Below are 23282 nucleotides of genomic sequence, written 5' to 3' on the forward strand. Positions count from 1 at the left end.
TTTACTCTCCTAATATTTTCCTTAAAAATTGTCCTGTATATGATTTCTCACATTTTGCAACTTCCTCAGGTGTGCCCGTTACTACAATGGTTCCTCCACCGTCGCCACCTTCAACACCTAAATCAATTATATAATCTGCAATTTTTATCATATCTAAATTATGTTCTATAACAATAACAGTATTTCCTTGTTCAACTAAGGTATTTAAAACTTCAATCAATTTTTTTATATCATCAATGTGTAATCCTGTAGTTGGTTCATCTAAAATATAAACAGTTTGTCCCGTTCCACGTTTAGCAAGTTCAGATGCAAGTTTAACTCTTTGAGCCTCTCCACCTGAAAGCTCTGTTGAGCTTTGACCAATCTTAATATAATCCAATCCTACATCGTATAGTGTTTGTAATTTTCTTTTTATTGAAGGATGATTTTCAAAAAATTTAAGTCCATCTTCAACAGTCATTTCCAAAACATCTGAAATATTTTTCCCATTATAAGTTACTTCCAAAGTTTCTCTATTGTATCTTTTACCACCACAAACTTCACAAGGAACATATACATCAGGTAAAAAGTGCATTTCAACCTTTATTGTTCCATCTCCTTTACAAGCTTCACAACGACCGCCATGAACATTAAAGCTAAATCTTCCTTTACTATATCCTTTCATTTTTGCCTTTGTAGTCATAGCAAAGACATCTCTTATATTATCAAAAAGTTTTGTATAAGTTGCGGGATTTGAACGTGGAGTTCTACCTATAGGACTTTGGTCAATTTCAATAACTTTATCTAGTTTTTCATATCCCTCAATTCTATCAAACTTTCCTGTTTTTTGTTTACTTCTATTTAATTTATTTGACAATTCCTTATTTAAAATTGAATTTACCAAACTGCTCTTTCCACTTCCGGAAACACCAGTTACACAAGTAAAAACACCGATAGGAAATTCAACATCAATATTTTTTAAATTATTTTCTCTTGCTCCAAAAACTTTAATTGTATCTGTGTATTTTCTTCTTTGTTTAGGAACTTCTATTTTACTTTTTCCTGAAAGATATGCACCTGTAATAGATTTTTTACTCTTCATAATATCTTTAAGAGTTCCCTGAGCAACAACCTCTCCACCATGAATGCCTGCTCTTGGTCCAATATCTACAATATGGTCAGCACAACGAATAGTATCCTCATCATGTTCTACTACAATCAAAGTATTTCCAAGATTTGTTAAATTTCTTAAAGCATTTAAAAGTTTTTCATTATCTCTCTGATGTAAACCTATACTTGGTTCATCTAAAACATAAACAACTCCAACAAGCCCTGAACCGATTTGAGTTGCAAGTCTAATTCTTTGACTTTCTCCTCCTGAAAGAGTTCCTGCACTTCTTGCTAAAGTTAAATATTCAAGACCTACATCTTTTAAGAATTTAAGTCTTTCTCTAATTTCTTTTAAAATTCTTTCCCCAATAATACTTTCTGTTTCTGTTAATTCTAAATCATTAAACCATTCATTCAATTTTTGAACAGACATTGCTGTAACATCTGAAATATTTTTATCTCTTATAAAAATTGAAAGGGCTTTTTCATTAAGTCTTTTTCCTTTACAAGTTTCACATTCCATTTCAGACATCACTGTTTCAATTTTTTCTCTCATAGAAGACATTGGAGAAGAGGCATATCTTCTTTCTAAATTCTTTACTATTCCTTCAAATGGTTTATTAAAAGTTTTATTTTCATTTGTAAACTTACTTTCAAACCTAAATTTTATATTTCTTAATCCTGTCCCATAAAGAAGTTCATCTATAGTTTCTTTACTTAAATCTTTAAAAGGAGTATTTTCATCAAAACCATTATATTTTATGATTTCGTGAAATATTTTATAATAGTATCCATCTTCTCCGGTAGTCATATTGTAACATTCAATAGCGCCCTCTAAAAGTGATTTATTCTTGTCAGGAATTACCAAATCCGGATCTATAATTTTATGGCTTCCAAGTCCATTACAATCATGACACATTCCAAAAGGACTGTTAAAAGAAAAAGTTCTAGGTTCAATTTCATCAAATGAAATATGCCCGTTAGGACAGGACATTTTTTCAGAAAATAAAATTTCTTCTCCATCGACCACTTTAACCTTAACAATACTGTCACTAAATTTGAAAGCTGTTTCCAAACTCTCTGTAAGTCTTGACTCAATTCCTTCTTTTACAACAAGTCTATCAACTACGATATCAATATTATGTTTTTTATTTTTATCTAATTCAATTTCTTCAGTAAGTTCATATTCTTTATCGTCAATAATCGCACGAACAAAACCTTGAATTTTTATATTTTCTAAAAGTTTTTTATGTTCTCCCTTTTTTCCACGAATTACAGGAGCTAACACAAATATCTTACTTCTCTCTTCAAGTTTCATAACTCTATCAACCATTTGATCGATACTTTGACTTTTTATTTCAGTTCCACATATTGGACATTTTGGAATTCCAATTTTTGCAAAAAGCAATCTTAAATAATCATAAATTTCAGTAACAGTTCCTACAGTAGATCTTGGATTTCTATTTGTAGTTTTTTGATCAATAGAAATTGACGGACTTAGTCCATCAATATATTCAACATCAGGTTTATCCATTTGACCTAAAAATTGTCTTGCATAACTTGATAAGCTTTCAACATATCTTCTTTGCCCTTCGGCATAAATTGTATCAAAAGCCAAAGATGATTTTCCGCTTCCACTAAGTCCTGTAAAAACAACCATTTTATCTCTTGGAATTTCCAAATCTATATTTTTTAAATTATTTACTTTTGCCCCTTTAATTCTAATCGTATTTTTAGACATCTAATCCCCACATTTCTTTTAATCTCTTTATTTCATCTCTTATTGATGCTGCTCTTTCAAAGTCTAAAGAATCGGCAGCAGATAACATTTCATTTTTCAAATCTTCAATGAAACTTTCATAATCTGTAATTTCAACATCTTCTGTTTTATAATCCACATTATCCTCAGCAACCTTTGTAGCTTGAATAATCTCTCTAATATCTTTCTTAACACTCTTTGGAGTGATATTATTCTCTATATTGTATTTATTTTGAATTTCACGTCTTCTATTTGTTTCCTTAATTGCCACATCCATTGACTTTGTTATTCTATCTGCATACATAATAACTCTTCCGTTTACATTTCTTGCAGCACGTCCGATTGTTTGTATCATAGAAGTTTCAGAACGCAAAAAACCTTCCTTATCTGCATCCATAATTATAACCATACTTACCTCAGGCAAGTCAAGTCCTTCTCTTAACAAGTTTATTCCAACCAAAACGTCAAACTTCCCAACACGCAAATCTCTAATTATTTCCATACGTTCAATCGTGTCAATATCGCTATGCAAATAAGTTGTTTTTATTCCTACATTTTTTAAATAATCCGTTAAATTTTCAGCCATTTTTTTAGTCAAAGTTGTAATTAAAACACGTTCTCCTTTTTTAATAACTGAATTTACTTCACCAATTATATCGTCAATTTGTCCTTCTGTTTTTCTAACTTCAATTAAAGGATCCAAAAGTCCTGTAGGTCTTATAATTTGTTCAACTTCTTCTAAATTATGGCTTTTTTCATACTTGCCTGGAGTTGCAGATACATATAAGATTTGATTTACCATACTTTCAAATTCTGTGAATTTTAATGGTCTGTTATCCAAAGCAGAAGGCAATCTAAATCCATAATCAACCAAATTTTGTTTTCTACTTCTATCCCCTTCATACATTGCTCCAATTTGTGGAACAGTAACATGACTTTCATCTACAATAATCAAAAAATCATCAGGAAAATAATCAATCAAAGTATAAGGTCTTGAACCTCTTTCTCTACCACTTAAATGAGCAGAATAATTTTCTACACCACTACAAAATCCAATTTCTTGTAACATTTCCAAATCATATTTTGTTCTCTGTTCAAGTCTTTGAGCTTCAACTAATTTATTTTCTTGATTTAAAACTAAAAGTCTTTCTTCCAATTCTTTTGAAATTGTACCAATAGCTCTTTCTATTTTTTCTGAACTTGTGGCAAAGTGAGATGCAGGATAAATTGCAACATGCTCACGAGTTCCTATTACATTACCTGTTAAGGCATCAATTTCTGAAATTTTATCTATCTCATCTCCAAAAAATTCTACTCTAATACTATTTTCAGATGAGGAAACTGGAAATATTTCTAAACTGTCTCCCCTTACACGAAAAGTACCACGAATAAAATTAATATCATTTCTTACATATTGAATATCTACAAGTTTTCTTATAACTTCATCTCTATCTTTTATCATTCCTGGTCTTAATGAAACAACTAAATTTTCATAGTCTATTGGATCACCTAAACCATAAATACAAGAAACGGAAGCAACAATGATTACATCTCTTCTTTCAAAAAGAGACATTGTAGCGGAGTGTCTAAGTTTATCTATCTCATCATTTATTGAGCTGTCTTTTTCTATATAAGTATCGGATTGTGGAACATAGGCTTCAGGTTGATAATAATCATAATAGGACACAAAAAACTCAACAGCGTTGTTAGGAAAAAATTCCTTAAATTCACTAGCAATCTGATAAGCCAAAGTCTTATTATGTGCAATTACAAGTGTTGGTTTTTGAACTTTTTCAATAATATTTGCCATTGTAAAGGTCTTTCCACTTCCTGTAACACCCTTTAAAATTATTTCTTTATTACCTTTTTTAATTGAATCCGATATTTTTTCAATAGCTTCGGGTTGATCTCCTGTAGGCTTAAATTTTAAATTTAAAACAAACTCCATAATGTACTCCCCATTTATTTATTAATCAAATATTTTTATTTAAAATAATCTATATAATATTATACTATATTTTTCATCTATAACATAACTAATATACCGCAAAAATTTCTTTAATAATCAAATTAAAAAATACTTTCTGTTATAAAATTTTATTGTTGATAATAAATATCGAAAGTGCTATAATTTGTTTATAGTTAAATAAATTTTTATGGAGGTATTTATGTTTTTAGTTGTAAAAAATTTAAACAAATCTTATGGAGCAAATGAAAATAAAATTTCCGTTTTAAAAGATATAAATTTTTCTTTAGAAAAAGGTGCACTTTGTACTCTATTAGGACCATCTGGTTCAGGAAAATCAACATTACTTAATGCTATTGGCGGACTTGAAAAAATCGACAGTGGTTCTATAGAGATAAATGAATATGAAATTTCAAGTTTAAAACAAAATGCCCTTTCAAATTTTAGAAGAAAATATTTAGGTTTTATTTTTCAATTTTATAATTTAATTCCGGACTTAACCGTAACAGAAAATATTCAAGTAGGTTCTTTTATACATAACGACCCTATGGATATTGAAAAATTAATAAAAGATTTGGGTCTATGGGAACATAAAAATAAATATCCTAGACAATTATCAGGTGGACAACAACAAAGATGTGCAATAGGCCGTGCTTTAATAAAAAAACCTGAAATATTACTTTGTGATGAGCCTACGGGTGCTTTAGATTATAAAACTTCAAAGGATATTTTATCACTACTTCAAAGAATAAATAAGGAATATAAAACTACCATTATTCTTGCGACTCATAATGAAGAAATAACAAAGATGTCTAATATTACAATAAGGCTAAAAGATGGAATTATATGTCAAGAAATTGAAAATGACAATGTAATGGATGCACAAGAATTGGAGTGGTAACATGAGAAATTTAAATAAAAGAATTCTTAGAGGATTAAAAGCTCAATGGTCAAAAAATTTATTTCTCTTTATACTTCTGTTTTTTATGATTTCCACAACTTCAGGCATGTTAGTTTCATCAGGAAGTATCAAGACTTTATATTATGAACTTATGTCAACTGGAGTTGTTGAAGATGGAAAAATATTATTCGCATTTGACCCTACAGATGAAATATTAAAATCCATTGAAAAAACTAATGTTAAAGTCGAAAAAGCTCCTTATGTTGATGCAAAAATAAATAAAATTAAAGATGATAAAGATGAAAAAACAATTAGACTTTATACAAATAGAAAAAATATAAATCTTCCTGTTATCAATGAAGGTAATCTTGCAAAAAACAAAAACGAAATAGCTATAAATAGACTATTTGCTGAAAACAATGATTTAAAAGTCGGTGACACTATTACTTTTAAAAAAGAATTTTTTAAAGATAATAAAGAAAGAAGCTTTAAAATAGTTGGTTTAATAGCAACTCCAGATTATAATTCATCTTTTCAAAAATCTACAGATTTAATATTTAATGCAATAGATTTTGGAGTAGGATTAGTATCTGATAAAGACAAAGATATTTTTAACGAAAGCAAGTTAAAATATCAAGTTTCATATAGATTTAACGATAGAAACCTAAGTGAAAAAGAAACGAAAGAAAAAAATAAAGAAGTTATAAATTCTGCGAATATATCAAAAACAGTTTTAGAACAACTTCCAAAAAAAGATAATAATGCTATAAGTTATTTGATTGACGATATGGGTGGAGATAGGCCTATGGTTATTGTTATGCTTTGTCTAATGGTAACGCTAATAGGATTCATATTTGCACTTTCTATTGTGAGTAAAATACAAGAAGAATCTGAAATAATTGGAATACTTCTTGCGAATGGATATAAAAAATCAGAGCTAGTTATAAATTATATAGCAAACTCTGTTATAATTACATTTTTAGCTGCTGTTTTAGGAAATATTTTTGGGTACACAGTTTTTACAAATTCTTTTAAATCTGTTTACTACAAATCATTTAATATGCAGAACTTCACTCCTAGTTTCAACTTGGAAGCATTAATAATTACGACTATCATACCTATTTCAATAATTTTAATTTTTAATTATATTTATATTTATAGAAAATTAAACTTCACACCTTTAGATTTTTTAAGAAAAAATTTAAAACATTATAAAAATAAAAGAAAGTCAAAGCATGAAAATGAATTAAAAGTCAACAAAAACTTTTTAGGTTCATTTAGAAAATCAATTATAAAATCCAACAAAGGAGATTATGTAGCGATTGTACTTGGAATATTTATTACTTCAATATTGTTCATCTTTGGAATTTCTGCAAAACCTACATTCGACAACTATGGAAATAATATAAAAGAAAATTTGATTAGTAAATATCAATATGTACTAAAGGCTCCTATTGAAATTGACAATAAAACAGCAGAAAAATATACGACTACACCAGCAAGGGTTTATCACAGTATCAAAAAATCAGATGAAGACATACTTCTTTTAGGAATTACTGAAAATTCAAAATACTTTGAAAACACCAAACTACCTGAAAACAAAAATGAGATAGTTATTAGTGAAAATCTTTCAAAGAAACTTAGAAAGTATGTTGGAGATGAAATAACAGTTAAAGGGAAATTGTCAGATAAAGAAAAGACTTATAAAATAGTTGATATACACAAAAAATCTGCTAATCTTTCAGCCTTTATAAAGCAAGAATATTTGAATGAAGAATTAGAGCAAAATAAAGAATTCTTTAATGGATATTTTAGTAATGAAAAATTGGATATTGATGAAAAGTATGTTTCAACAACAATAGATGAAAATTCAATGACAGATGTTTCTAAACAGATGTCTAAACTCATGGGACCAATGCTATCTGCATTTATAGCTGTATCTACAATATTCTTAGCAGGCTTTACTTACAGTCTAATGAAAATAATAACAGATAAAAATACTATCCAAATTGCATATTTAAAAATTTTCGGTTACACGAATAGAGAAATTTCAAAAATCTATATTCGACCAGTAACTCTAACAGTATTATTAAGTTTAATAGCTTTAATACCACTTGAAATATATACAGTAAAACAAATAATGTATTATTCAATGCTAAAATTTTCAGGATATTTAGAGCTTGATATTTCGCCAAAAATTGTAATAATGTCAATTGTGATAACTATTGCTACTTATTTATTTGTAAGTATATTACAATTTTATAGAATATCAAAAATGAATTTCAGCGAAGTTTTAAAAAACAGAGAATAATTTACTATCACTTAATTCTTTCATAATCAAGAGTATAATCTTATATTTAATTTAGAAAACAACGGAAAAAAATTCCGTTGTTTTTTATGACAACTTTAATTCCATTAAATTAATATATCTAGTATTCAACAGAAAATTATGGTATAATATGTGTGTATAAATTTTAGGAGGAATCATGAAAAAAGTAGTTGGGATAAGATTCAAAGAAGCCGGAAAGATATATTACTTTGATCCCTGCAACTTTAGTATAAATAAAAATGATAATGTAATCGTAGAAACTTCTCGTGGTATAGAGTATGGAAATGTAGCCATTGAACCTAGAGAAGTTGAAGAATCAAAACTAGTTTCATCATTAAAACCAGTTTTGAGAATTGCTGATAACATGGATGATTATATACATGAAGAAAATAAAAAGAAAGCTAAAGATGCTATTGAAATTTGCAAAGTAAAAGCAAATGAACACGGCTTAGATATGAAATTAGTTGATTGTGAATATACTTTTGACAATCAAAAAGTTATTTTTTACTTTGTTTCTGACAATAGAATTGATTTTAGAGAATTGGTTAAGGACCTTGCATATATATTTAAAAATAGAATCGAACTTAGACAAATTGGAGTTAGAGATCATGCGAAAATAGTAGGTGCTCTCGGCTCTTGTGGTCAAGTTTGTTGTTGCAAAAGATTTTTAGGAGAATTTGCTCCTGTAACTATAAAAATGGCAAGAGATCAATCTCTATCTCTAAATCAAAATAAAATCTCAGGAACATGTGGTAGACTAATGTGTTGTTTGAAATACGAACAAAATGTTTACGAAGAAAAATTAAAAAAAATTCCACCTTGTGGTACTTATGTAATAACAAGTGAAGGCAAAGGCATTATAGTTGACAGTTATACTCTATCAGAAATTGTAAAAGTAAAGATAGTAAATGAAGATAATAACACTGAAACTATTAAACCCTTTTTTGTAGATGATATTGCAGTTACAAAAGAAAGAGATATGGCTTATGCTAAAAAAGATGAAGATATTCAATTTGAATATATTGAGGAATTATTATAAGCATTAAAAATAGAGTTGAAATCAACTCTATTTTTTTTACCCTAATATTTTAATTCTCTAAACTATTGACTTTATTTGAAGAATATAGTATCATATTTTATATTTTATTACATTAACAAGGAGTGATTTTATGAACGATATAATTATTCCTGAAGGATATACTTCAGACTTAAATATTATTGAAACACAAAAAGCAATCAAAGAAATAAAGGATTTTTTCGAAACAAATTTGGCAAATGAATTAAATTTAACTAGAGTTTCTGCCCCATTATTTGTAAAAAAAAATACAGGAATAAATGATAATTTAAGTGGAATTGAATATCCAGCAATTTTTTCTTTAAGTGAAGAAGAAAATTCAGAAGAGCTAGAAATAGTACAATCTTTAGCAAAATGGAAAAGAATTGCATTAAAAAATTATGCTATTCCTGATGGCGAAGGAATTTATACAGATATGAATGCTATTAGGCCTTGTGAAACATTAGATAATATTCACTCTGTTTATGTAGATCAATGGGATTGGGAAAGAGTTATAAGTAATGAAGATAGAAATGAAAAATTTTTAACTGATATTGTAAAAAAAATCTATAATGTATTTAAAAGAACTGATGAATTTTTATCCAGAAGATTTTTAAATTATCAAACAATATTACCAAAAAAGGTGTTTTTCATTTCAACCCAAGAACTTGAAGATATGTTCCCAAATGATACACCAAAAGAAAGAGAACATAAAATTGCAAGAGCAAAAAAAGCTGTATTTATTACAAAAATTGGTAATGTTTTAAATAGTGGAAAAAAACACGACGGAAGAAGTCCTGACTATGACGATTGGGAATTAAATGGAGATTTAATTTTCTGGAATCCAATATTAAATTCGTCATTGGAACTTTCATCAATGGGAATTAGAGTTAACAAAGAAATACTATTAAAACAGTTAAAAATCAGCGGAAATGAAGATAGAAAAAATCTGAAATACCACAAAATGCTACTAAATGATGAATTACCTCTTACAATAGGTGGTGGAATAGGTCAGTCTAGAATTTGTATGTTTTTCCTTCAAAAAGCACATATTGGAGAAGTACAATCAAGTTTTTGGCCAGAAGAAATGTTAAATATATGTAAAGAAAATAAAATAAATCTACTATAAAAGGATATGAAAAAATTCATATCCTTTTAACTATTCACCAATCTTTATATATTCTATTTTATTTCTTTCCAACAATTCTATTGCATATTCATCCATTCTATAACTATTTTCATAGTAGATTTTTGAAATTCCGGCTTGAATCAATGCCTTAGTACAATTTAAACAAGGAAAATGAGTTACATAACAAGTACAGCCTTTTACCTTTATTCCTTCTCTTGCACAATATAAAAGTGCATTTTGTTCTGCATGAATCGTTGCAATACAATGTCCATCTCTCATCGTATGACCTATTTCATCACATTGAGGATTACCTGAAATTGAACCATTATATCCAGTTGATATAATTCTATTATCCTTATTAACTAAAACACAACCAACATAAGCCCTATCACAAGTTCCTCTAGTTGCAACCATCTTCGCTAAATCCATAAAATATTCGTTCCAAGGTTTTCTCATACACCCTCCTATTTTCACTATTAAATAATTTTAAAATTTATTTATTTTTTAAAAATAAATAAGTATTCATGTGCTATTAATAAAAAGTTATATTTTATACTATTAGTTTTCCAAAATCCTGTAGCTTTACAATTATGTTGCTCTTTTATTATAATTTCTTTCAAAGTAAATCCTGCTTTTTTAAATATTTCCATAACTTTAAAAGACATTGGTATCATATTACCCTTTTGTCTAGTATCACCCATTAAGATAGCACAAAACTTTCCTTTTTTAAGGACTCTATAACTTTCATTCGCAACTTCTTCCATTTGTATTAAAAAATCTTTTATATTTAATCTAGACAAGTCATTTTCTAAATCATCACTATAATTTATAATATTAGCATATGGTGGATGAGTACATATCAAATCTATACTTTCATTTTCAAGAAAAAACAAATTTCTTGCATCTCCCTTTTTAATTATAACTTTGCTATTGGATTGCTTATATTCGAAATCTACTTTTTCTTTGCATCTTTGTATTGCTATATCATTAACATCGACACCTATTATATTTCTATTCAAAAGTTTTGCTTCAACAAGGGTTGTACCTCCACCAACAAATTGATCTAATACAACATCATTTTCTTTTGAATATCTAAGAATTATATTTCTTGGTATATAAGGTGACCAATTTCCTCTCCACTTTGCATCGTGAGTTGCCCAATTTCCTCTATTTGGAAACGACCAATGTGTTGTCATTTCTAATTCAAAACTTTCAGGCTCCCACTTTTTTTCTTTTTTCATAGCTATAACCTTCTATTAAACAAAAATTTTTTTAATAACATTATTTTCTAAATCATTTAAATTATACAAATGTTCCATAATGTCAAAAGTTTCCTCTAGATTATGTCTAGCACTTTCCCAACCTTTTCCATCTGTAAGCCATACAAATTTTAATCCTTTTATATTATTAGATTCTATTGCTATATTTTTATAACTACGAGCAGTTTCATTAAGTTTACTTCCTCCACTACTATAAAAATTTGTTTCTATAACATAAATAGTATGTTCCGTTTTAACTACAAAATCAAATCTTTTTTCAGTTTTTCCAGTATTAGAAATTGCAGATAAATCAATATTCCATCTTTTAGTAATGTCACTTATATACATTTCCTTAAAATAATTAATATCTTTAACAAATCCAGCATTTATGATATATTTCTCAACTAAATTTTCCATCACATGCCCTACACGGTTCTTTCTCGCATTTGAGTCTAATCCAGTTTCTACTCCTGTCACATAATCTACTAAATTTGTAATAATATGATTTTGAATTAAATCAAATAATCCTGTTTTTCTCATAAACATACTATATTGTTCTATTGGTAAATTTGTTTTTTTAAAAGAATAATTAAACTCTCCAAATTCATCAATAGCATAAATCTCTTTTTTCCTGACTGCTATTAATATTGGAATACATCTCAAAACTTCAGGGTACTTTCTTAATAAATTTTCAAAATCTGACTCTATATTTTTTGAGCCTATTAATGAATTTAAAATATTTAATTCAACCTTTAGTTCATCAACATTTTTATATACCTTTTTAAAATCTGTGTAATAACTATAGTCAACAATATTTGGTCTAAAACTTGATATCCATTCTTTAAAATTACGTTCCATACATTTTCTCCTAAAAATTTGAAATTAAAAGTTCAGTTATTTTGTTTCTTAAATTTCCTTTTGAGTTAATACTCCTATTAGCAAATATTCTGTTTATATTATAGTTAGAATATAAATCGTCAAAAAAATTATCCTTAGGATTATTATTTCTTGGATCAGAATTACTCAATAAAAACTTTGCTCCCATCTTATCTATCTCATTTATAAATTCTGAAAGTTCTATCTGATTTTTATCATCAAAAGAATCTTTACTATATGATGTAAAACTTGATGTCAATGATATCGGTCTATATGGTGGATCAATATAAACGAATGTTCCCTTATCTATAATATCAAGAGATTTTTTATAATCATCACAAACTATATTTACATTTTTTAATTTTTTTGAAATATTAATTAAATTTACAGTATCGCAAATTTTAGGATTCTTATAGTCTCCAAAAGGTACATTAAACTTGTTAGATTTGTTAACTCTATATAACCCATTAAAACAAGTTTTATTTAAGAATATCATCAGTGCTGACTTTTTTACAGCATGTTCATCATAACTAAATTTAATTATATTAAATTCATCTCTTCGTAATAGATAATATTCTTTTCTCTTCTCAATATCTAATTTTAAGAACTCTCTTTCCATACTTTCCAACATTATAATTAATTCTTCAACATCTTCCTTTATACAAGAATAAACATTTATAAGATCTGCATTTATATCACTTATATATATTTCTTCTAGATCATATTTGTTCAAAATATCAAATAAAACTGCTCCACCACCTATAAATGGTTCTACATATTTTGTTATTTCACTATTAAAAATATAATAATTTCTTATTTCATTTAAAATTTGAGTCTTTCCACCAGCCCATTTTAAAAAAGGTTTTGCATTATTTTCTAAAATTTCACTCAAAGTATAATCCTACTTTCCAAATAATTTTTTCTCTACTTCATCCAATTGATTCAAGGCTTTTTCATCTAAGGAATTGAAATAGCTTTTGTTTGTAATTCTGTTTTTAGTTTCATAACGATTACTTTTGTTTTTTAAATTTTCATAACGGAACAATAATTCTTTAGAAGTTAATACTATTCCACCTCTTTGTGTAACTAGTTTTTGAATAAGAGTGTCATCTGTTCCGACAGAAACCAAAATTTTTCTTCCTATTTCGTCCAATTTTTTTTCAATAAATTGGTCTGCAGTTTCATTTTGTTTTGTATAAACAACTTCAATTCCTTTTATAACATCTGAAGTACCTTTAAAATTAATCTTATATGCGTCAAAGACAAGTAACAAATCAATTCCCATTAATTTTGAAAATTCTCCCATATCATAAATCAACTCATGTCTTGCATTTTCAAAACTCAAATTTAAAAATGGTTTGTATTTTTCCCATGCATTTAGAATATTGTAACCGTCAATTATAATTAATTTTTTATTTTTCATCTCTCTGTCTTAATGCCTCATAAACTAGAATTGCACAGGCATTAGATGCGTTAAGGCTTGAAACTTTACCTTTCATTGGAAGTTTTGTCAAAAAGTCACATCTCTTTCTTATAAGTTGTCCTATTCCCTTGCCTTCATTTCCAATTACTATTGCAATATTTCCTTTAAAATCCATATCTGTATAAATTTTTTCAGCCTCTCCACAAGCTCCATAAACCCATACATTTTCTTTTTGTAATTTTAAAATTGTATCTGCAATATTTGCAACTTTCGCTATTTTAATATGATTTACTGCTCCGGCGGATGATTTTTGAACAATTGAGGTAACTGGCGCTTGATTTCTCTTAGAAACTATAATTCCATGAACACCAACAGCCTCACAAGTACGAATTATTGCTCCGAAATTATGTGGATCTTCAATCTCATCAAGAATCACTAAAAACAAATCTTCATTTTTATCTTTTGCACCTTGTAATATTTCTTCGACAGTTGAATACTCAAAACTTGAAATTAAGGCACAAACTCCTTGATGAACAATTCCATCAGCCATATTTTCTAATTTGTTTTTATCAATTTCTGAAATTAGAATACCATTTGCCTTTGCTTTACCAATTATTTTATTTATTGAGCCCTTTAAATCACCTTTTAAAATATATATTTTCTCTACTTTTCTATCACTTTCTAATGCCTCTAATACAGCATTTCTTCCGAATATATAGTCGCTCATATTACACCCTTTTCCAAATAACACCATTTCTTGTGTCTTTTAATTCTATATTCATTTCTTTTAAAGCATCACGAATTTCATCAGCTCTTTTAAAATCTTTATTCTTTCTAGCTTCTTCTCTTTCTTTAATAAGTTTTTCAACTTTTTCATCTAAATTATCATCTTCTTCCTTATAAAGAAGTCCTAAAACGGATGTAAAATCAGAAAGCAGTTTAACAGCTCCCTTTACAACTTTCAAATCAGTATTTTCATCAAATGTATTTGTATAACGAATAAGCTCATAAACTTTAGAAATAGCATCAGCTGTATTTAAATCATCATCCATACAATCTAAAAATTCTTTTTTCAGCTCAACTAATTTAGAAATATCTCCATCTTCTCTTTCTTCACATATTTCTAAAAGTCTTTCTAAATGTTCTTTACCATTATACATCCTTTCAAGCCCATTTTTTGTTTGTTCCATAACTTCTCTACTGAAATTCAAAGGATTTCGATAATGCGTTGATAAAATCCAAAGTCTGATTACTTCCAAGTCATATTCTTTTTGAATATCTTTTATTGTAAAGAAATTTCCTTTTGATTTACTCATCTTTACATTATCTATATTAATCATTCCATTATGCATCCAGTAATTAGCAAAAACTTTTCCATTACAACATTCAGACTGAGCAATTTCATTTTCGTGATGAGGAAATTGTAAATCTTCTCCACCCGCATGAATATCTATTGTATCTCCTAAAAATTTCTTTGCCATTACTGAACATTCAAGATGCCATCCAGGTCTACCCATTCCCCAAGGACTTTCCCAAGCTGGTTCACTTTCATCTTTTCTTTTTTTCCAAAGTGCAAAATCAAGAGGATTTTTCTTTTCATCAGAAATATCAATCCTTGCTCCTGCTCTTAAATCATCAATATTTTTTTTAGATAATTTTCCATAATCCTTAGCTTTTGTAATATCAAAATATACATTACCATCGACATTATATGCAATGCCTTTTTCTTCTAAAACTTTTACAAATTCTATCATCTCATTGATACATTCTGTAGCTTTTGGATGAATTGTATGACTTTCAAAAAGATTTAATCCATAGCTATCTTCAAGATATGCATCAATATATTTTTTTGTAATATCTGTAAAAGGTACATTTTCTTCTTTTGCTCTATTTATAATCTTATCGTCAATATCTGTAAAATTACTTACAAATTTTACATCATAACCTATATATAAAAGATATCTTCTCAAAGTATCATAAACAATCATAGGTCTTGAATTACCAATATGAATATAATTATAAACCGTTGGACCACAAACATAAATCAACGCCTTCCCTGCTTGAATAGGCTTAAAATCTTCTTTTTTTCTAGTTAATGTATTGTAAATCTTCATATTACACCTCTCTATATTTTTATTTCATAGTATTTTACTACTTAAAATTATTTTATATAAAACAAAACGTCTCTTGAAAAACAAGAGACGAAAAAATTCCGCGGTTCCACTCTAATTGAAAAAATCCACTTAAATTGCTATAAAGTAGCAACCAATACTCCAAGGACGCACCTTCAACATTGATGTATTTCACCACACAACATCTCTCTAAAAATCGTTGTTTCTTTTCCTCTTCAACATATATCTTCATTTATAATAGGATACTAAATTATTAAGAAAAAGTCAATGTTTTAATTAGACTTTTCTTCTTTTATTTTTAAAAGCAAGTCAACTCTATCAGTAATAATTCCATCAACTTTTTTATTTATAAGTTTTCTCATATCTTTTTCTGTATTAATTGTCCAATAACAAACTGAGATATTATGTTTATGGAACTTATAAATTAAATATTTTGTATCTAAAGGCAATTTTTCAAATTTTGGAATCATCATTGCATGAGTATTAAATTTCTTAAAAGTATCATATCCAAAATACGAAGCCAATACAACTTCAGTAGTCTTTTTCATAGATCCTGAAATAATTATTTCCCCATGACTTATTTTTCTTAAGTGTTTAAGATTTTCTTCACTGAAACTTGAAAAAATTACATTTTTTTCTAAATTATATTCTTTTACAAATTTATATAAAAGTTCTGCTGACTTTAGCCCAATTTCTCCTTCATCTTTAACATCAATGCTATAAACAACTTTATCCCCAAATTTTTCAAAAAGTTTAGAAACCTCCATTGGATATAAACCTTGTACTCTATTTTCTACATAAGGAGAATCTCCATTAATATCTTTAAACTTATAACCAAAATTAAATTCCTTTAATTCATCATATGTATAATCAATAACATTCCCTGTTCCATCAGTTGTCTCATCAATATTTTCATTATGTTGAGTTACTATTTTACCATCTTTTGTAAGTCTAATATCAGTTTCAAAAGCGTCAACTCCCATTTCGAAAGACTTCAGAAAAGCTAATTCTGTATTTTCTGGAAATAAATGACTTGAGCCTCTATGAGCAAATATTAAAGGAAATTGTCCATTTTTAAAAATTTTTCTAGCCTTTCTTTCTTTTTTAAAACATGAAAATTGTAAAACTATATAAATTATAATTATAAATACCAATAAAAACTTAAAAAATAAACTCATAAACCCCATCTCCTAATTATTTATAATAAAATCTAATATAATTATATCATATAAATATAAATTATGATATAATTATATTATCATATTTTATTAAGGAGATTAACAAAGGTTGATGTATTATGTTAGAAGATTTTTTTGGAGATAAAAAATATTTCCTTAGAACTATTTTTTTTATACTAATGGGTGATTTGATTTGCTCATTTGCAGTTGTTAAATTTTTAGTGCCTGCAGGACTTCTTTCAGGTGGACTTGGTGGTATTGGACTTATGATTGAATACTTGACTGGTCTTCCTACAGGTATTTCAGTATTCATATTGAATTTACCTATGATGATTGTTGGTGCATTTTTTTTGAAAAAAAAGTTTATGACTTATGCATTTTTATCTACTTTTATCTATTCATTTATATTAGTTGCAATGCGTCATATTCCAATAGATTTCAAACTTGATAACAATATGTTATATGCAATTTTTGGTGGTTTCATAAATGGTTTTGGAATGGGAATTTTATTCAAACATGGTGCATGTCAAGGTGGACTTGATATTTTAGCAACAATTTTTAAAACAAAACTTAATGTAAATATTGGTTCATCTTTAATGGCCATAAATGCAATTATAATAGGAGTTGCCTCTTACATCTTCAGTCTTGAAAGAGGTCTTTTAACTATTGTTTCAATGTATGTTGCTTATAAAATGCTTGATAAAATACAAATGGGCTTTGGAGATACAAAAGAAATTATGATTATAACATCAAAACAAAGAGAAGTTACCGACAGAATTTTATCGGATTTACATAGAGGCGTTACACTTCTACATGGAGAGGGCGCATTTACACATAAACAACAGAATGTCGTATATTGTATAGTAAGTACAAGACAAGTTGTAACTATAAAAAGAATTTTGGATGAAGTTGATCCATCAGCATTTTTAATAATATCTGAAGCTTATGAAGTTAAGGGTCGTGGATTTAAAGTACAAGAAATTTAGGAGGCGTTTATTTTGAATAATATTATAACATTTAATGAACTTAAAGAAATAGCAAAAAAAATAGCAATGGATGATGATAGAGTTGAAAAGCTCTATATTGAACAGTTAGAAACACAAAGCATGTCCAGTGATGTAGGCTTTTTTAATGTTTTATTTTTTGTAAAAGATTTATCCTTTGATGATGACTTTTTTGAATTGATTGAACGTTTTGGCGATGTATTAACTATGTTTGAAAATACTGAAAATGAAAATTTAATCGAATATAAAATAATTTATGAAAACTTCACACAAGGGATTTTTAGAATAGTATCTAATGAATCTTTAGATATTCTTGGAGAACTTGAAGAAAAATACATTTGTGTGCTTAATAAAGATGAAAGCAAAAAAGCAAGTTTGTATATTGAAAGAAAAACACAAAAACTAACAGATGAAGAATTTCTAGTAAATACTTGTGAATTTTTCTGGAATGTATTAAAATTCGGAAATAAATTATACACAAAAGAATTTTTAAATGTATCAGAAGAATATAGGAAACTTTTATATCTTCTTGATGAACATTTAAAACATTATGTTCTTTCTGAAAATAAATACGTTATAGATCTTGGAAAAGAAAATAAATTAGTTTTTAACTATGTCGACACAGATATTTTTGAAAAATATCTACATTGTTACTCTGAATTAGAAATAGAGTCTCTATGGACAGCCCTATTTAACATATGTGCTCTTTTTAGAAGACTTTCTCTTCAAATCGCTCTTAATTTAAGATTTGACTATGCAAAAGAATTAGATAGAGACACTGTAACATTCTTAAGAGAATTAAAACAAAAAGCAAATAACAGATAGATTAAATTTTCGAAAATTCTTATATACTAAAAACTTCCAATACTATTTTAAATAATAATTTTGGAAGTTTTTTCTTTGAGCATAATTTAAACATAGTAAATTTTAATTTACTACTATTTTTTGCTCATAGATTATTGTAAATTTAATACAAAAATTGTTCAAACATTTAATTCGAATATAATCAACTGTTGGAATTTCATTCTTAAAAATATTCTTCAACACAAAACATTTTGACATAATTGGAGCTTTGAGAGATCTCTCCACTACGGTTGAGATGACGTGTTAAGAGCTTTGCTTTGTAAAGGCGATACGACGTTAAATATTTTGTTTTTTACACAATTTTTAAATAATTTTTGAAGTTTTTTTACTTTTAACGTAAAGCTATTTACCGAAGATTTATCATTATACGTCATTTCGAGCGTAGTCGAGAAATCTCATAACTTTATTTATAATACAATATTTTCTACAATGGTCGCATCGAGTGGGTTCCCGTGAACATTATTGCTACGCAATAAAAGTGCATCAATTCGATGCACTTTTTATATCTAAATATTTAATTTTAGTTTTAATGAAATCCAAATTTCTTTACACTTGAACCTCGATTTTAGTTTTTGTAAATCTATCAAAAATAATACTTTAGCATAAACTAGCTAATCACCGATAAATTTTTATATCAATAACCTTCTCTGTCTTTCCATACTATATACATACAATCTTATGATAAATCTACAACCACATTGCGTGTAATATCTTTTGTGTCTATATATTACTTCACATTGTATCTTTAGTATAATTTAATCTCACTAATCTTTTAATTATTATATCAGTTATATAATCCTAATTTGATATATTTCTTTAAGTCTTTAAATACTTTATTAATCTCATTTCTATTTTTTAAATACTCAAATATCTTAATACTTTTATATTTAATTGTATAAGCAACAAATATTTTAACATTTTCATATTTGATTTTATAAATATTCAAACATCTTAACATCCTGATATCTTTTATAAAAATACTATGACATTTCAGTTCTCTTATATTTACACAAATATCTAAATATCTTAATACTCTTGACCTTATTTTTTTAAATAATCAAGTATTGCAATTATCTTATATTTATTTTTTAATACTTGATTCAGTATCTCATACTTAATTTTTACTTCAAACTTCTTATCATACAACTCAATACTCTGATTTTGTTAAAATCTAGATTAGCTTTTTATAATTTTACTATACTACTTTCCAATCTTCTAATTCACAAAATATATTATCTGCTGTTCAAGTTGCTGGCATCGTAAGTTTTTACTAAAAACCAATGATACTGCAACTCTGATGAAATTGTTTTTAATATTTTCATTGGTCTTACCTCCAGTCTTCAAACTATTTAACGCGTTATCTTGTTTGTTAACTATATTATACCCCAATAATTTTACTTTGTCAACACTTTATTGTGATTTTTTTAAAATTTTTTCACTTTTTTTATGTTTTTTTGTTATTTTTTATAATTTTTTTGAATTTTTATCTATATTTTTAATTTTTTCACAATAAAAATAACATTAATTTTATTTAATATAATTTTTTTACAAAAAAAAGCAGAACTATAGTTTTAAATAAACTAGACTCTGCTTGTTCTTTATTTATTAGTTAATAATACCACAACTACTACAATTGATAATATTATTGTTACTAATAAAAGTAATAATATTTTTTTGCTAGAATTTTTATTGTCATCGTCTTTTTTTAGTAAGATATTAATTGCAAATGTAAAAATATTTAATAATAACAATGCATACATTATGCTTTTTCCTTCATCATAACCAATTTCCCCATAAATACTTAAAACAAAGAAAATAGCTAGTAAAATGTTAATTACAATGCCAGCGATAATATTTAATTTTTTAAAAGTCATAATTTGATCCTTTCAATTTTGAAAAAAATTATATTATATCCCATATTTAATTTTTTATATATTTTACTTTATCTTTTTTAGAAAATTCATTATACAATTTAAAATACATTTTTAAATTATTGTAAATTCTTTATTTTCCTTAATATCTTAAATTTTTTCTTTCCAACTCCAAAAGTTTTTGTTTTATTTCAATTCCTTCAGCATAACCAACAAGTTTTCCATCACTTCCTATAACTCTATGACAAGGAATTATAATCGGCAATTTATTTTTATTATTTGCTCCACCAACTGCTCTTTGTGAATTTTCATTTCCGATTTTTTTTGCAATGTCTTTATAACTACAGGTTTCTCCATAAGGAATTTCCGTTAAAGCCTTATAAACTTTTAATGCAAACTCGCTTCCATCTACTTTAAACGGGAATGTAAAGTTTTTTCTTTTTCCACAAAAATATTCTTCCAATTCTTTTTTTGCCAATTTTAAAACTTTATTTTTAGAATCAATATTATTCTTATCTTTTACAAATTTAATTTCAATTATTTTGTTATCTTCCTCTATAACTTTAATCTTTCCAACTAAAGTATCAAAAACTATGTAATTCATATTCCACTCCATAAAAAAGAGATGAAATTCATCTCTTAAAATTAATCAACTACAAAAATTCCCCCATTTAGTTCTTTTATAAATCCCTTAAGTTCCAATGCAGTTAAAATTGTATTTGTTTCAATAATTGAAAAACCTGTTATTGTTGAAATTTTATTTTGAGATTTCGACTCTTCATTAATTAAATTATAAATTAAAAGTTCTTTAGCATCCAAAATATTCAAATCTTTTTCTTCCTTATTTTTATTTAAAATAAATTCCGAAAAATCAATAACACCGTCTATAATATCCTGATAATTCGTAGCAATTAATGCCCCGTCTTTTATTAATTTATTCGTTCCTTTGCTGTATAGACTGTTTATATTTCCTGGAAGTGCAAAAATTTCTTTTGACTGTTCATTTGCAAATCTTGAAGTTATAAGTGTACCTGAACGATCTTGTGCTTCGATAACCAATAATGCTTTTGAAAGTCCTGAAATAATTCTATTTCTCACAGGAAAATTATGAGCTAAAGGTGGCATTCCTATAGGAAATTCACTCATAACTGCGCCATTTTCTATAATTTCATCATACAATCTGTAATTAGTTTTAGGATAGGCTATATCAACTCCACAACCTAAAACGGCTATCGTTCTTCCACCTGATTTTAAAGCAGCTCTATGTGAAATGGAATCAATACCTAATGCCATTCCTGAAACAATCCTTATTCCAAGTTCTGAGATTGACCTTGCAAAATATTCTGTTGCCCAAGCTCCATAATTGGTACATTTCCTAGAGCCTACAATTGAGAGAGCAAATTCATCTTCAGGTAAAATATCTCCCTTATAGTAAATAACTTGTGGAATATATTCAATATCTTTTAGATTAATTGGATAATTTTCACTCAAAATACTTACATATTTAACTTTCTTTTTTTCTAAAAAATCTCTATAAGCATCTGAATTAAATTTTTCTCTCTCCTCAACTAATTTTTCGATATTATTTTTAGTTAAAAGCTTATTTTCTTTAAAATAGTCTCCAGATAAATCAAAAATCTCCTCAATATGTTCCAAAGTAAAATGATTTAACAATTCATCTTTAATTTTATAATCAAAATTCAAATAACTTAAAAATAACAAAGCATCTTCATTTCTCATAACTAACTCCAATATTTATTACTTAAACTTTTATATAACTTAAATACTTCATAAATTATTTAATTCAATAAATAGGATTTTATCTTTTTGATGGTTTTGATAAAAAGAAAAGATATAATCCAAATAACAATTTAATTAAAGCATCAATATATGCAATAATTGACAAAGACATATCAGAATAAATATATCCTATTACAATATTTATACTACAAACTATTCCTAATAAAATCATTGATTTACCATGAACAAAATAAAATGGAAAAAAATGAATTGCAGTAGCCATCAATGCACCCAACCAAATTAATCTCCAATTTTCTGTTGCGAAAAATGGTCCCCCTAATAAAAACATCAATATGAATAATAAAATTACTGAATATAAAGAAACTTTATTTTGAAATTTAGTTGAATTTCCAGTTGATAATTTATTAATAAGCTTTTTATTCATATTAATTGAAAGAAAACTAATAATATATCCAAAACTAAATACTTGCATATTTATTATTTGTTTTCCTCCTATTAAAGTAGCCAATGCAATAACTAAACCAACTACGATTAACCATAACCCACATGATTTCTTATGGTTAAATTCTAATTTCTCTTCTTTGTGGTATTCTAAAAATGACATAAATAATCTCCTGTTTATTTCTAAATTTTTTGAATTCTTAATCTTTATTTATAATAATGCAAATTCTAAATATTAGATTCTAT

Annotated in this window: 20 protein-coding genes; 6 read left to right on the forward strand and 14 right to left on the reverse strand. The window is 26.8% G+C overall.

Annotated elements, in window-relative coordinates:
* Nucleotide 1: 1 nt before the first annotated feature.
* Together uvrA and uvrB are read right to left on the reverse strand one after the other, a co-directional pair.
* Nucleotides 2-2830, reverse strand: coding sequence for an excinuclease ABC subunit UvrA (gene uvrA, locus RWJ08_RS02315; RefSeq protein ID WP_313960922.1), 2829 nt, complete (start codon nt 2828-2830; stop codon nt 2-4).
* Nucleotides 2823-4796, reverse strand: a complete 1974-nt coding sequence (gene uvrB / locus RWJ08_RS02320; RefSeq protein WP_313960923.1) for an excinuclease ABC subunit UvrB — start codon at nt 4794-4796, stop codon at nt 2823-2825. Before uvrB ends, uvrA begins: the two co-directional genes overlap by 8 nt.
* A gap of 220 nt (nt 4797-5016) precedes the next feature.
* Between uvrB and RWJ08_RS02325 the strand changes: the two genes are divergently transcribed.
* The 4 genes from RWJ08_RS02325 (at nt 5017) to asnA (ending at nt 10227) form a co-directional block, all read left to right on the forward strand.
* Entirely contained in the window at nt 5017-5715 is a 699-nt protein-coding gene (locus RWJ08_RS02325) for an ABC transporter ATP-binding protein (RefSeq protein ID WP_313960924.1), read from the forward strand.
* A gap of 1 nt (nt 5716) precedes the next feature.
* A complete protein-coding gene (locus tag RWJ08_RS02330; RefSeq protein WP_313960925.1) occupies nt 5717-8026 on the forward strand; it encodes an FtsX-like permease family protein in 2310 nt (769 codons plus the stop codon).
* Between the two features lie 175 nt (nt 8027-8201).
* On the forward strand, nt 8202-9083 hold the full coding sequence (locus RWJ08_RS02335; RefSeq protein ID WP_004833069.1) for a stage 0 sporulation family protein: 882 nt from the start codon (nt 8202-8204) through the stop codon (nt 9081-9083).
* Between the two features lie 130 nt (nt 9084-9213).
* On the forward strand, nt 9214-10227 hold the full coding sequence (asnA, locus tag RWJ08_RS02340) for an aspartate--ammonia ligase (RefSeq protein WP_313960926.1): 1014 nt from the start codon (nt 9214-9216) through the stop codon (nt 10225-10227).
* A 30-nt stretch (nt 10228-10257) separates the two neighbouring features.
* Here the strand turns inward: asnA and RWJ08_RS02345 are convergent, their stop codons facing one another.
* The 8 genes from RWJ08_RS02345 to RWJ08_RS02380 form a co-directional block, all read right to left on the reverse strand.
* Nucleotides 10258-10683 (reverse strand): cytidine/deoxycytidylate deaminase family protein, encoded by a 426-nt coding sequence (locus RWJ08_RS02345; protein ID WP_029948593.1) that lies wholly within the window; start codon nt 10681-10683, stop codon nt 10258-10260.
* Nucleotides 10684-10724: 41 nt separating this feature from the next.
* On the reverse strand, nt 10725-11468 hold the full coding sequence (locus RWJ08_RS02350) for a DNA methyltransferase (protein ID WP_313960927.1): 744 nt from the start codon (nt 11466-11468) through the stop codon (nt 10725-10727).
* A 15-nt stretch (nt 11469-11483) separates the two neighbouring features.
* On the reverse strand, nt 11484-12344 hold the full coding sequence (locus RWJ08_RS02355) for a type II restriction endonuclease (protein WP_313960928.1): 861 nt from the start codon (nt 12342-12344) through the stop codon (nt 11484-11486).
* 10 nt (nt 12345-12354) lie between these two features.
* Nucleotides 12355-13254 carry a DNA adenine methylase gene (locus tag RWJ08_RS02360; RefSeq protein WP_313960929.1) on the reverse strand — a complete coding sequence of 300 codons (900 nt, stop codon included), beginning with the start codon at nt 13252-13254 and terminating at the stop codon, nt 12355-12357.
* Between the two features lie 9 nt (nt 13255-13263).
* On the reverse strand, nt 13264-13785 hold the full coding sequence (locus RWJ08_RS02365; RefSeq protein ID WP_313960930.1) for an NYN domain-containing protein: 522 nt from the start codon (nt 13783-13785) through the stop codon (nt 13264-13266).
* Nucleotides 13775-14512, reverse strand: coding sequence for a 23S rRNA (guanosine(2251)-2'-O)-methyltransferase RlmB (gene rlmB, locus RWJ08_RS02370; protein ID WP_313960931.1), 738 nt, complete (start codon nt 14510-14512; stop codon nt 13775-13777). Before rlmB ends, RWJ08_RS02365 begins: the two co-directional genes overlap by 11 nt.
* Nucleotide 14513: 1 nt before the next feature.
* On the reverse strand, nt 14514-15899 hold the full coding sequence (cysS, locus tag RWJ08_RS02375; RefSeq protein WP_313960932.1) for a cysteine--tRNA ligase: 1386 nt from the start codon (nt 15897-15899) through the stop codon (nt 14514-14516).
* Nucleotides 15900-16189: 290 nt separating this feature from the next.
* Nucleotides 16190-17095, reverse strand: a complete 906-nt coding sequence (locus tag RWJ08_RS02380; RefSeq protein WP_313960933.1) for a glycerophosphodiester phosphodiesterase — start codon at nt 17093-17095, stop codon at nt 16190-16192.
* A gap of 119 nt (nt 17096-17214) precedes the next feature.
* Between RWJ08_RS02380 and RWJ08_RS02385 the strand changes: the two genes are divergently transcribed.
* Together RWJ08_RS02385 and RWJ08_RS02390 are read left to right on the forward strand one after the other, a co-directional pair.
* Nucleotides 17215-18081 carry a YitT family protein gene (locus tag RWJ08_RS02385; protein ID WP_293441063.1) on the forward strand — a complete coding sequence of 289 codons (867 nt, stop codon included), beginning with the start codon at nt 17215-17217 and terminating at the stop codon, nt 18079-18081.
* Nucleotides 18082-18093: 12 nt separating this feature from the next.
* Nucleotides 18094-18924 carry an aminoglycoside 6-adenylyltransferase gene (locus tag RWJ08_RS02390; RefSeq protein WP_313960934.1) on the forward strand — a complete coding sequence of 277 codons (831 nt, stop codon included), beginning with the start codon at nt 18094-18096 and terminating at the stop codon, nt 18922-18924.
* Nucleotides 18925-20561: 1637 nt separating this feature from the next.
* On the opposite strand, the gene RWJ08_RS02395 is transcribed toward RWJ08_RS02390, so the two are convergent.
* The 4 genes from RWJ08_RS02395 to RWJ08_RS02410 all read right to left on the reverse strand — a co-directional run bounded on the left by RWJ08_RS02395 (nt 20562) and on the right by RWJ08_RS02410 (nt 23199).
* Nucleotides 20562-20837: a hypothetical protein gene (locus RWJ08_RS02395; RefSeq protein ID WP_313960935.1), complete on the reverse strand. Its 276-nt coding sequence runs from the start codon at nt 20835-20837 to the stop codon at nt 20562-20564.
* Between the two features lie 139 nt (nt 20838-20976).
* Nucleotides 20977-21438 (reverse strand): methylated-DNA--[protein]-cysteine S-methyltransferase, encoded by a 462-nt coding sequence (locus tag RWJ08_RS02400; RefSeq protein ID WP_313960936.1) that lies wholly within the window; start codon nt 21436-21438, stop codon nt 20977-20979.
* Between the two features lie 41 nt (nt 21439-21479).
* Nucleotides 21480-22574, reverse strand: a complete 1095-nt coding sequence (dprA, locus tag RWJ08_RS02405) for a DNA-processing protein DprA (protein WP_313960937.1) — start codon at nt 22572-22574, stop codon at nt 21480-21482.
* A 79-nt stretch (nt 22575-22653) separates the two neighbouring features.
* A complete protein-coding gene (locus tag RWJ08_RS02410) occupies nt 22654-23199 on the reverse strand; it encodes a DUF6609 family protein (protein WP_313960938.1) in 546 nt (181 codons plus the stop codon).
* Between the last annotated feature and the right edge of the window lie 83 nt (nt 23200-23282).

The organism is uncultured Parvimonas sp. (assembly GCF_963524015.1).
In the GTDB taxonomy this organism is placed as follows: domain Bacteria; phylum Bacillota; class Clostridia; order Tissierellales; family Peptoniphilaceae; genus Parvimonas.

Coding starts and splice junctions, on each gene's coding strand:
- RWJ08_RS02400 (WP_313960936.1), bottom strand. CDS start 21,438: ATGAATTACATAGTTTTTGATACTTTAGTTGGAAAGATTAAAGTTATA.
- uvrB (WP_313960923.1), bottom strand. CDS start 4,796: ATGGAGTTTGTTTTAAATTTAAAATTTAAGCCTACAGGAGATCAACCC.
- uvrA (WP_313960922.1), bottom strand. CDS start 2,830: ATGTCTAAAAATACGATTAGAATTAAAGGGGCAAAAGTAAATAATTTA.
- rlmB (WP_313960931.1), bottom strand. CDS start 14,512: ATGAGCGACTATATATTCGGAAGAAATGCTGTATTAGAGGCATTAGAA.
- RWJ08_RS02365 (WP_313960930.1), bottom strand. CDS start 13,785: ATGAAAAATAAAAAATTAATTATAATTGACGGTTACAATATTCTAAAT.
- RWJ08_RS02410 (WP_313960938.1), bottom strand. CDS start 23,199: ATGTCATTTTTAGAATACCACAAAGAAGAGAAATTAGAATTTAACCAT.
- asnA (WP_313960926.1), top strand. CDS start 9,214: ATGAACGATATAATTATTCCTGAAGGATATACTTCAGACTTAAATATT.
- cysS (WP_313960932.1), bottom strand. CDS start 15,899: ATGAAGATTTACAATACATTAACTAGAAAAAAAGAAGATTTTAAGCCT.
- RWJ08_RS02355 (WP_313960928.1), bottom strand. CDS start 12,344: ATGGAACGTAATTTTAAAGAATGGATATCAAGTTTTAGACCAAATATT.
- RWJ08_RS02330 (WP_313960925.1), top strand. CDS start 5,717: ATGAGAAATTTAAATAAAAGAATTCTTAGAGGATTAAAAGCTCAATGG.
- RWJ08_RS02380 (WP_313960933.1), bottom strand. CDS start 17,095: ATGAGTTTATTTTTTAAGTTTTTATTGGTATTTATAATTATAATTTAT.
- RWJ08_RS02345 (WP_029948593.1), bottom strand. CDS start 10,683: ATGAGAAAACCTTGGAACGAATATTTTATGGATTTAGCGAAGATGGTT.
- RWJ08_RS02335 (WP_004833069.1), top strand. CDS start 8,202: ATGAAAAAAGTAGTTGGGATAAGATTCAAAGAAGCCGGAAAGATATAT.
- dprA (WP_313960937.1), bottom strand. CDS start 22,574: ATGAGAAATGAAGATGCTTTGTTATTTTTAAGTTATTTGAATTTTGAT.
- RWJ08_RS02325 (WP_313960924.1), top strand. CDS start 5,017: ATGTTTTTAGTTGTAAAAAATTTAAACAAATCTTATGGAGCAAATGAA.
- RWJ08_RS02350 (WP_313960927.1), bottom strand. CDS start 11,468: ATGAAAAAAGAAAAAAAGTGGGAGCCTGAAAGTTTTGAATTAGAAATG.
- RWJ08_RS02385 (WP_293441063.1), top strand. CDS start 17,215: ATGTTAGAAGATTTTTTTGGAGATAAAAAATATTTCCTTAGAACTATT.
- RWJ08_RS02395 (WP_313960935.1), bottom strand. CDS start 20,837: ATGACTTTTAAAAAATTAAATATTATCGCTGGCATTGTAATTAACATT.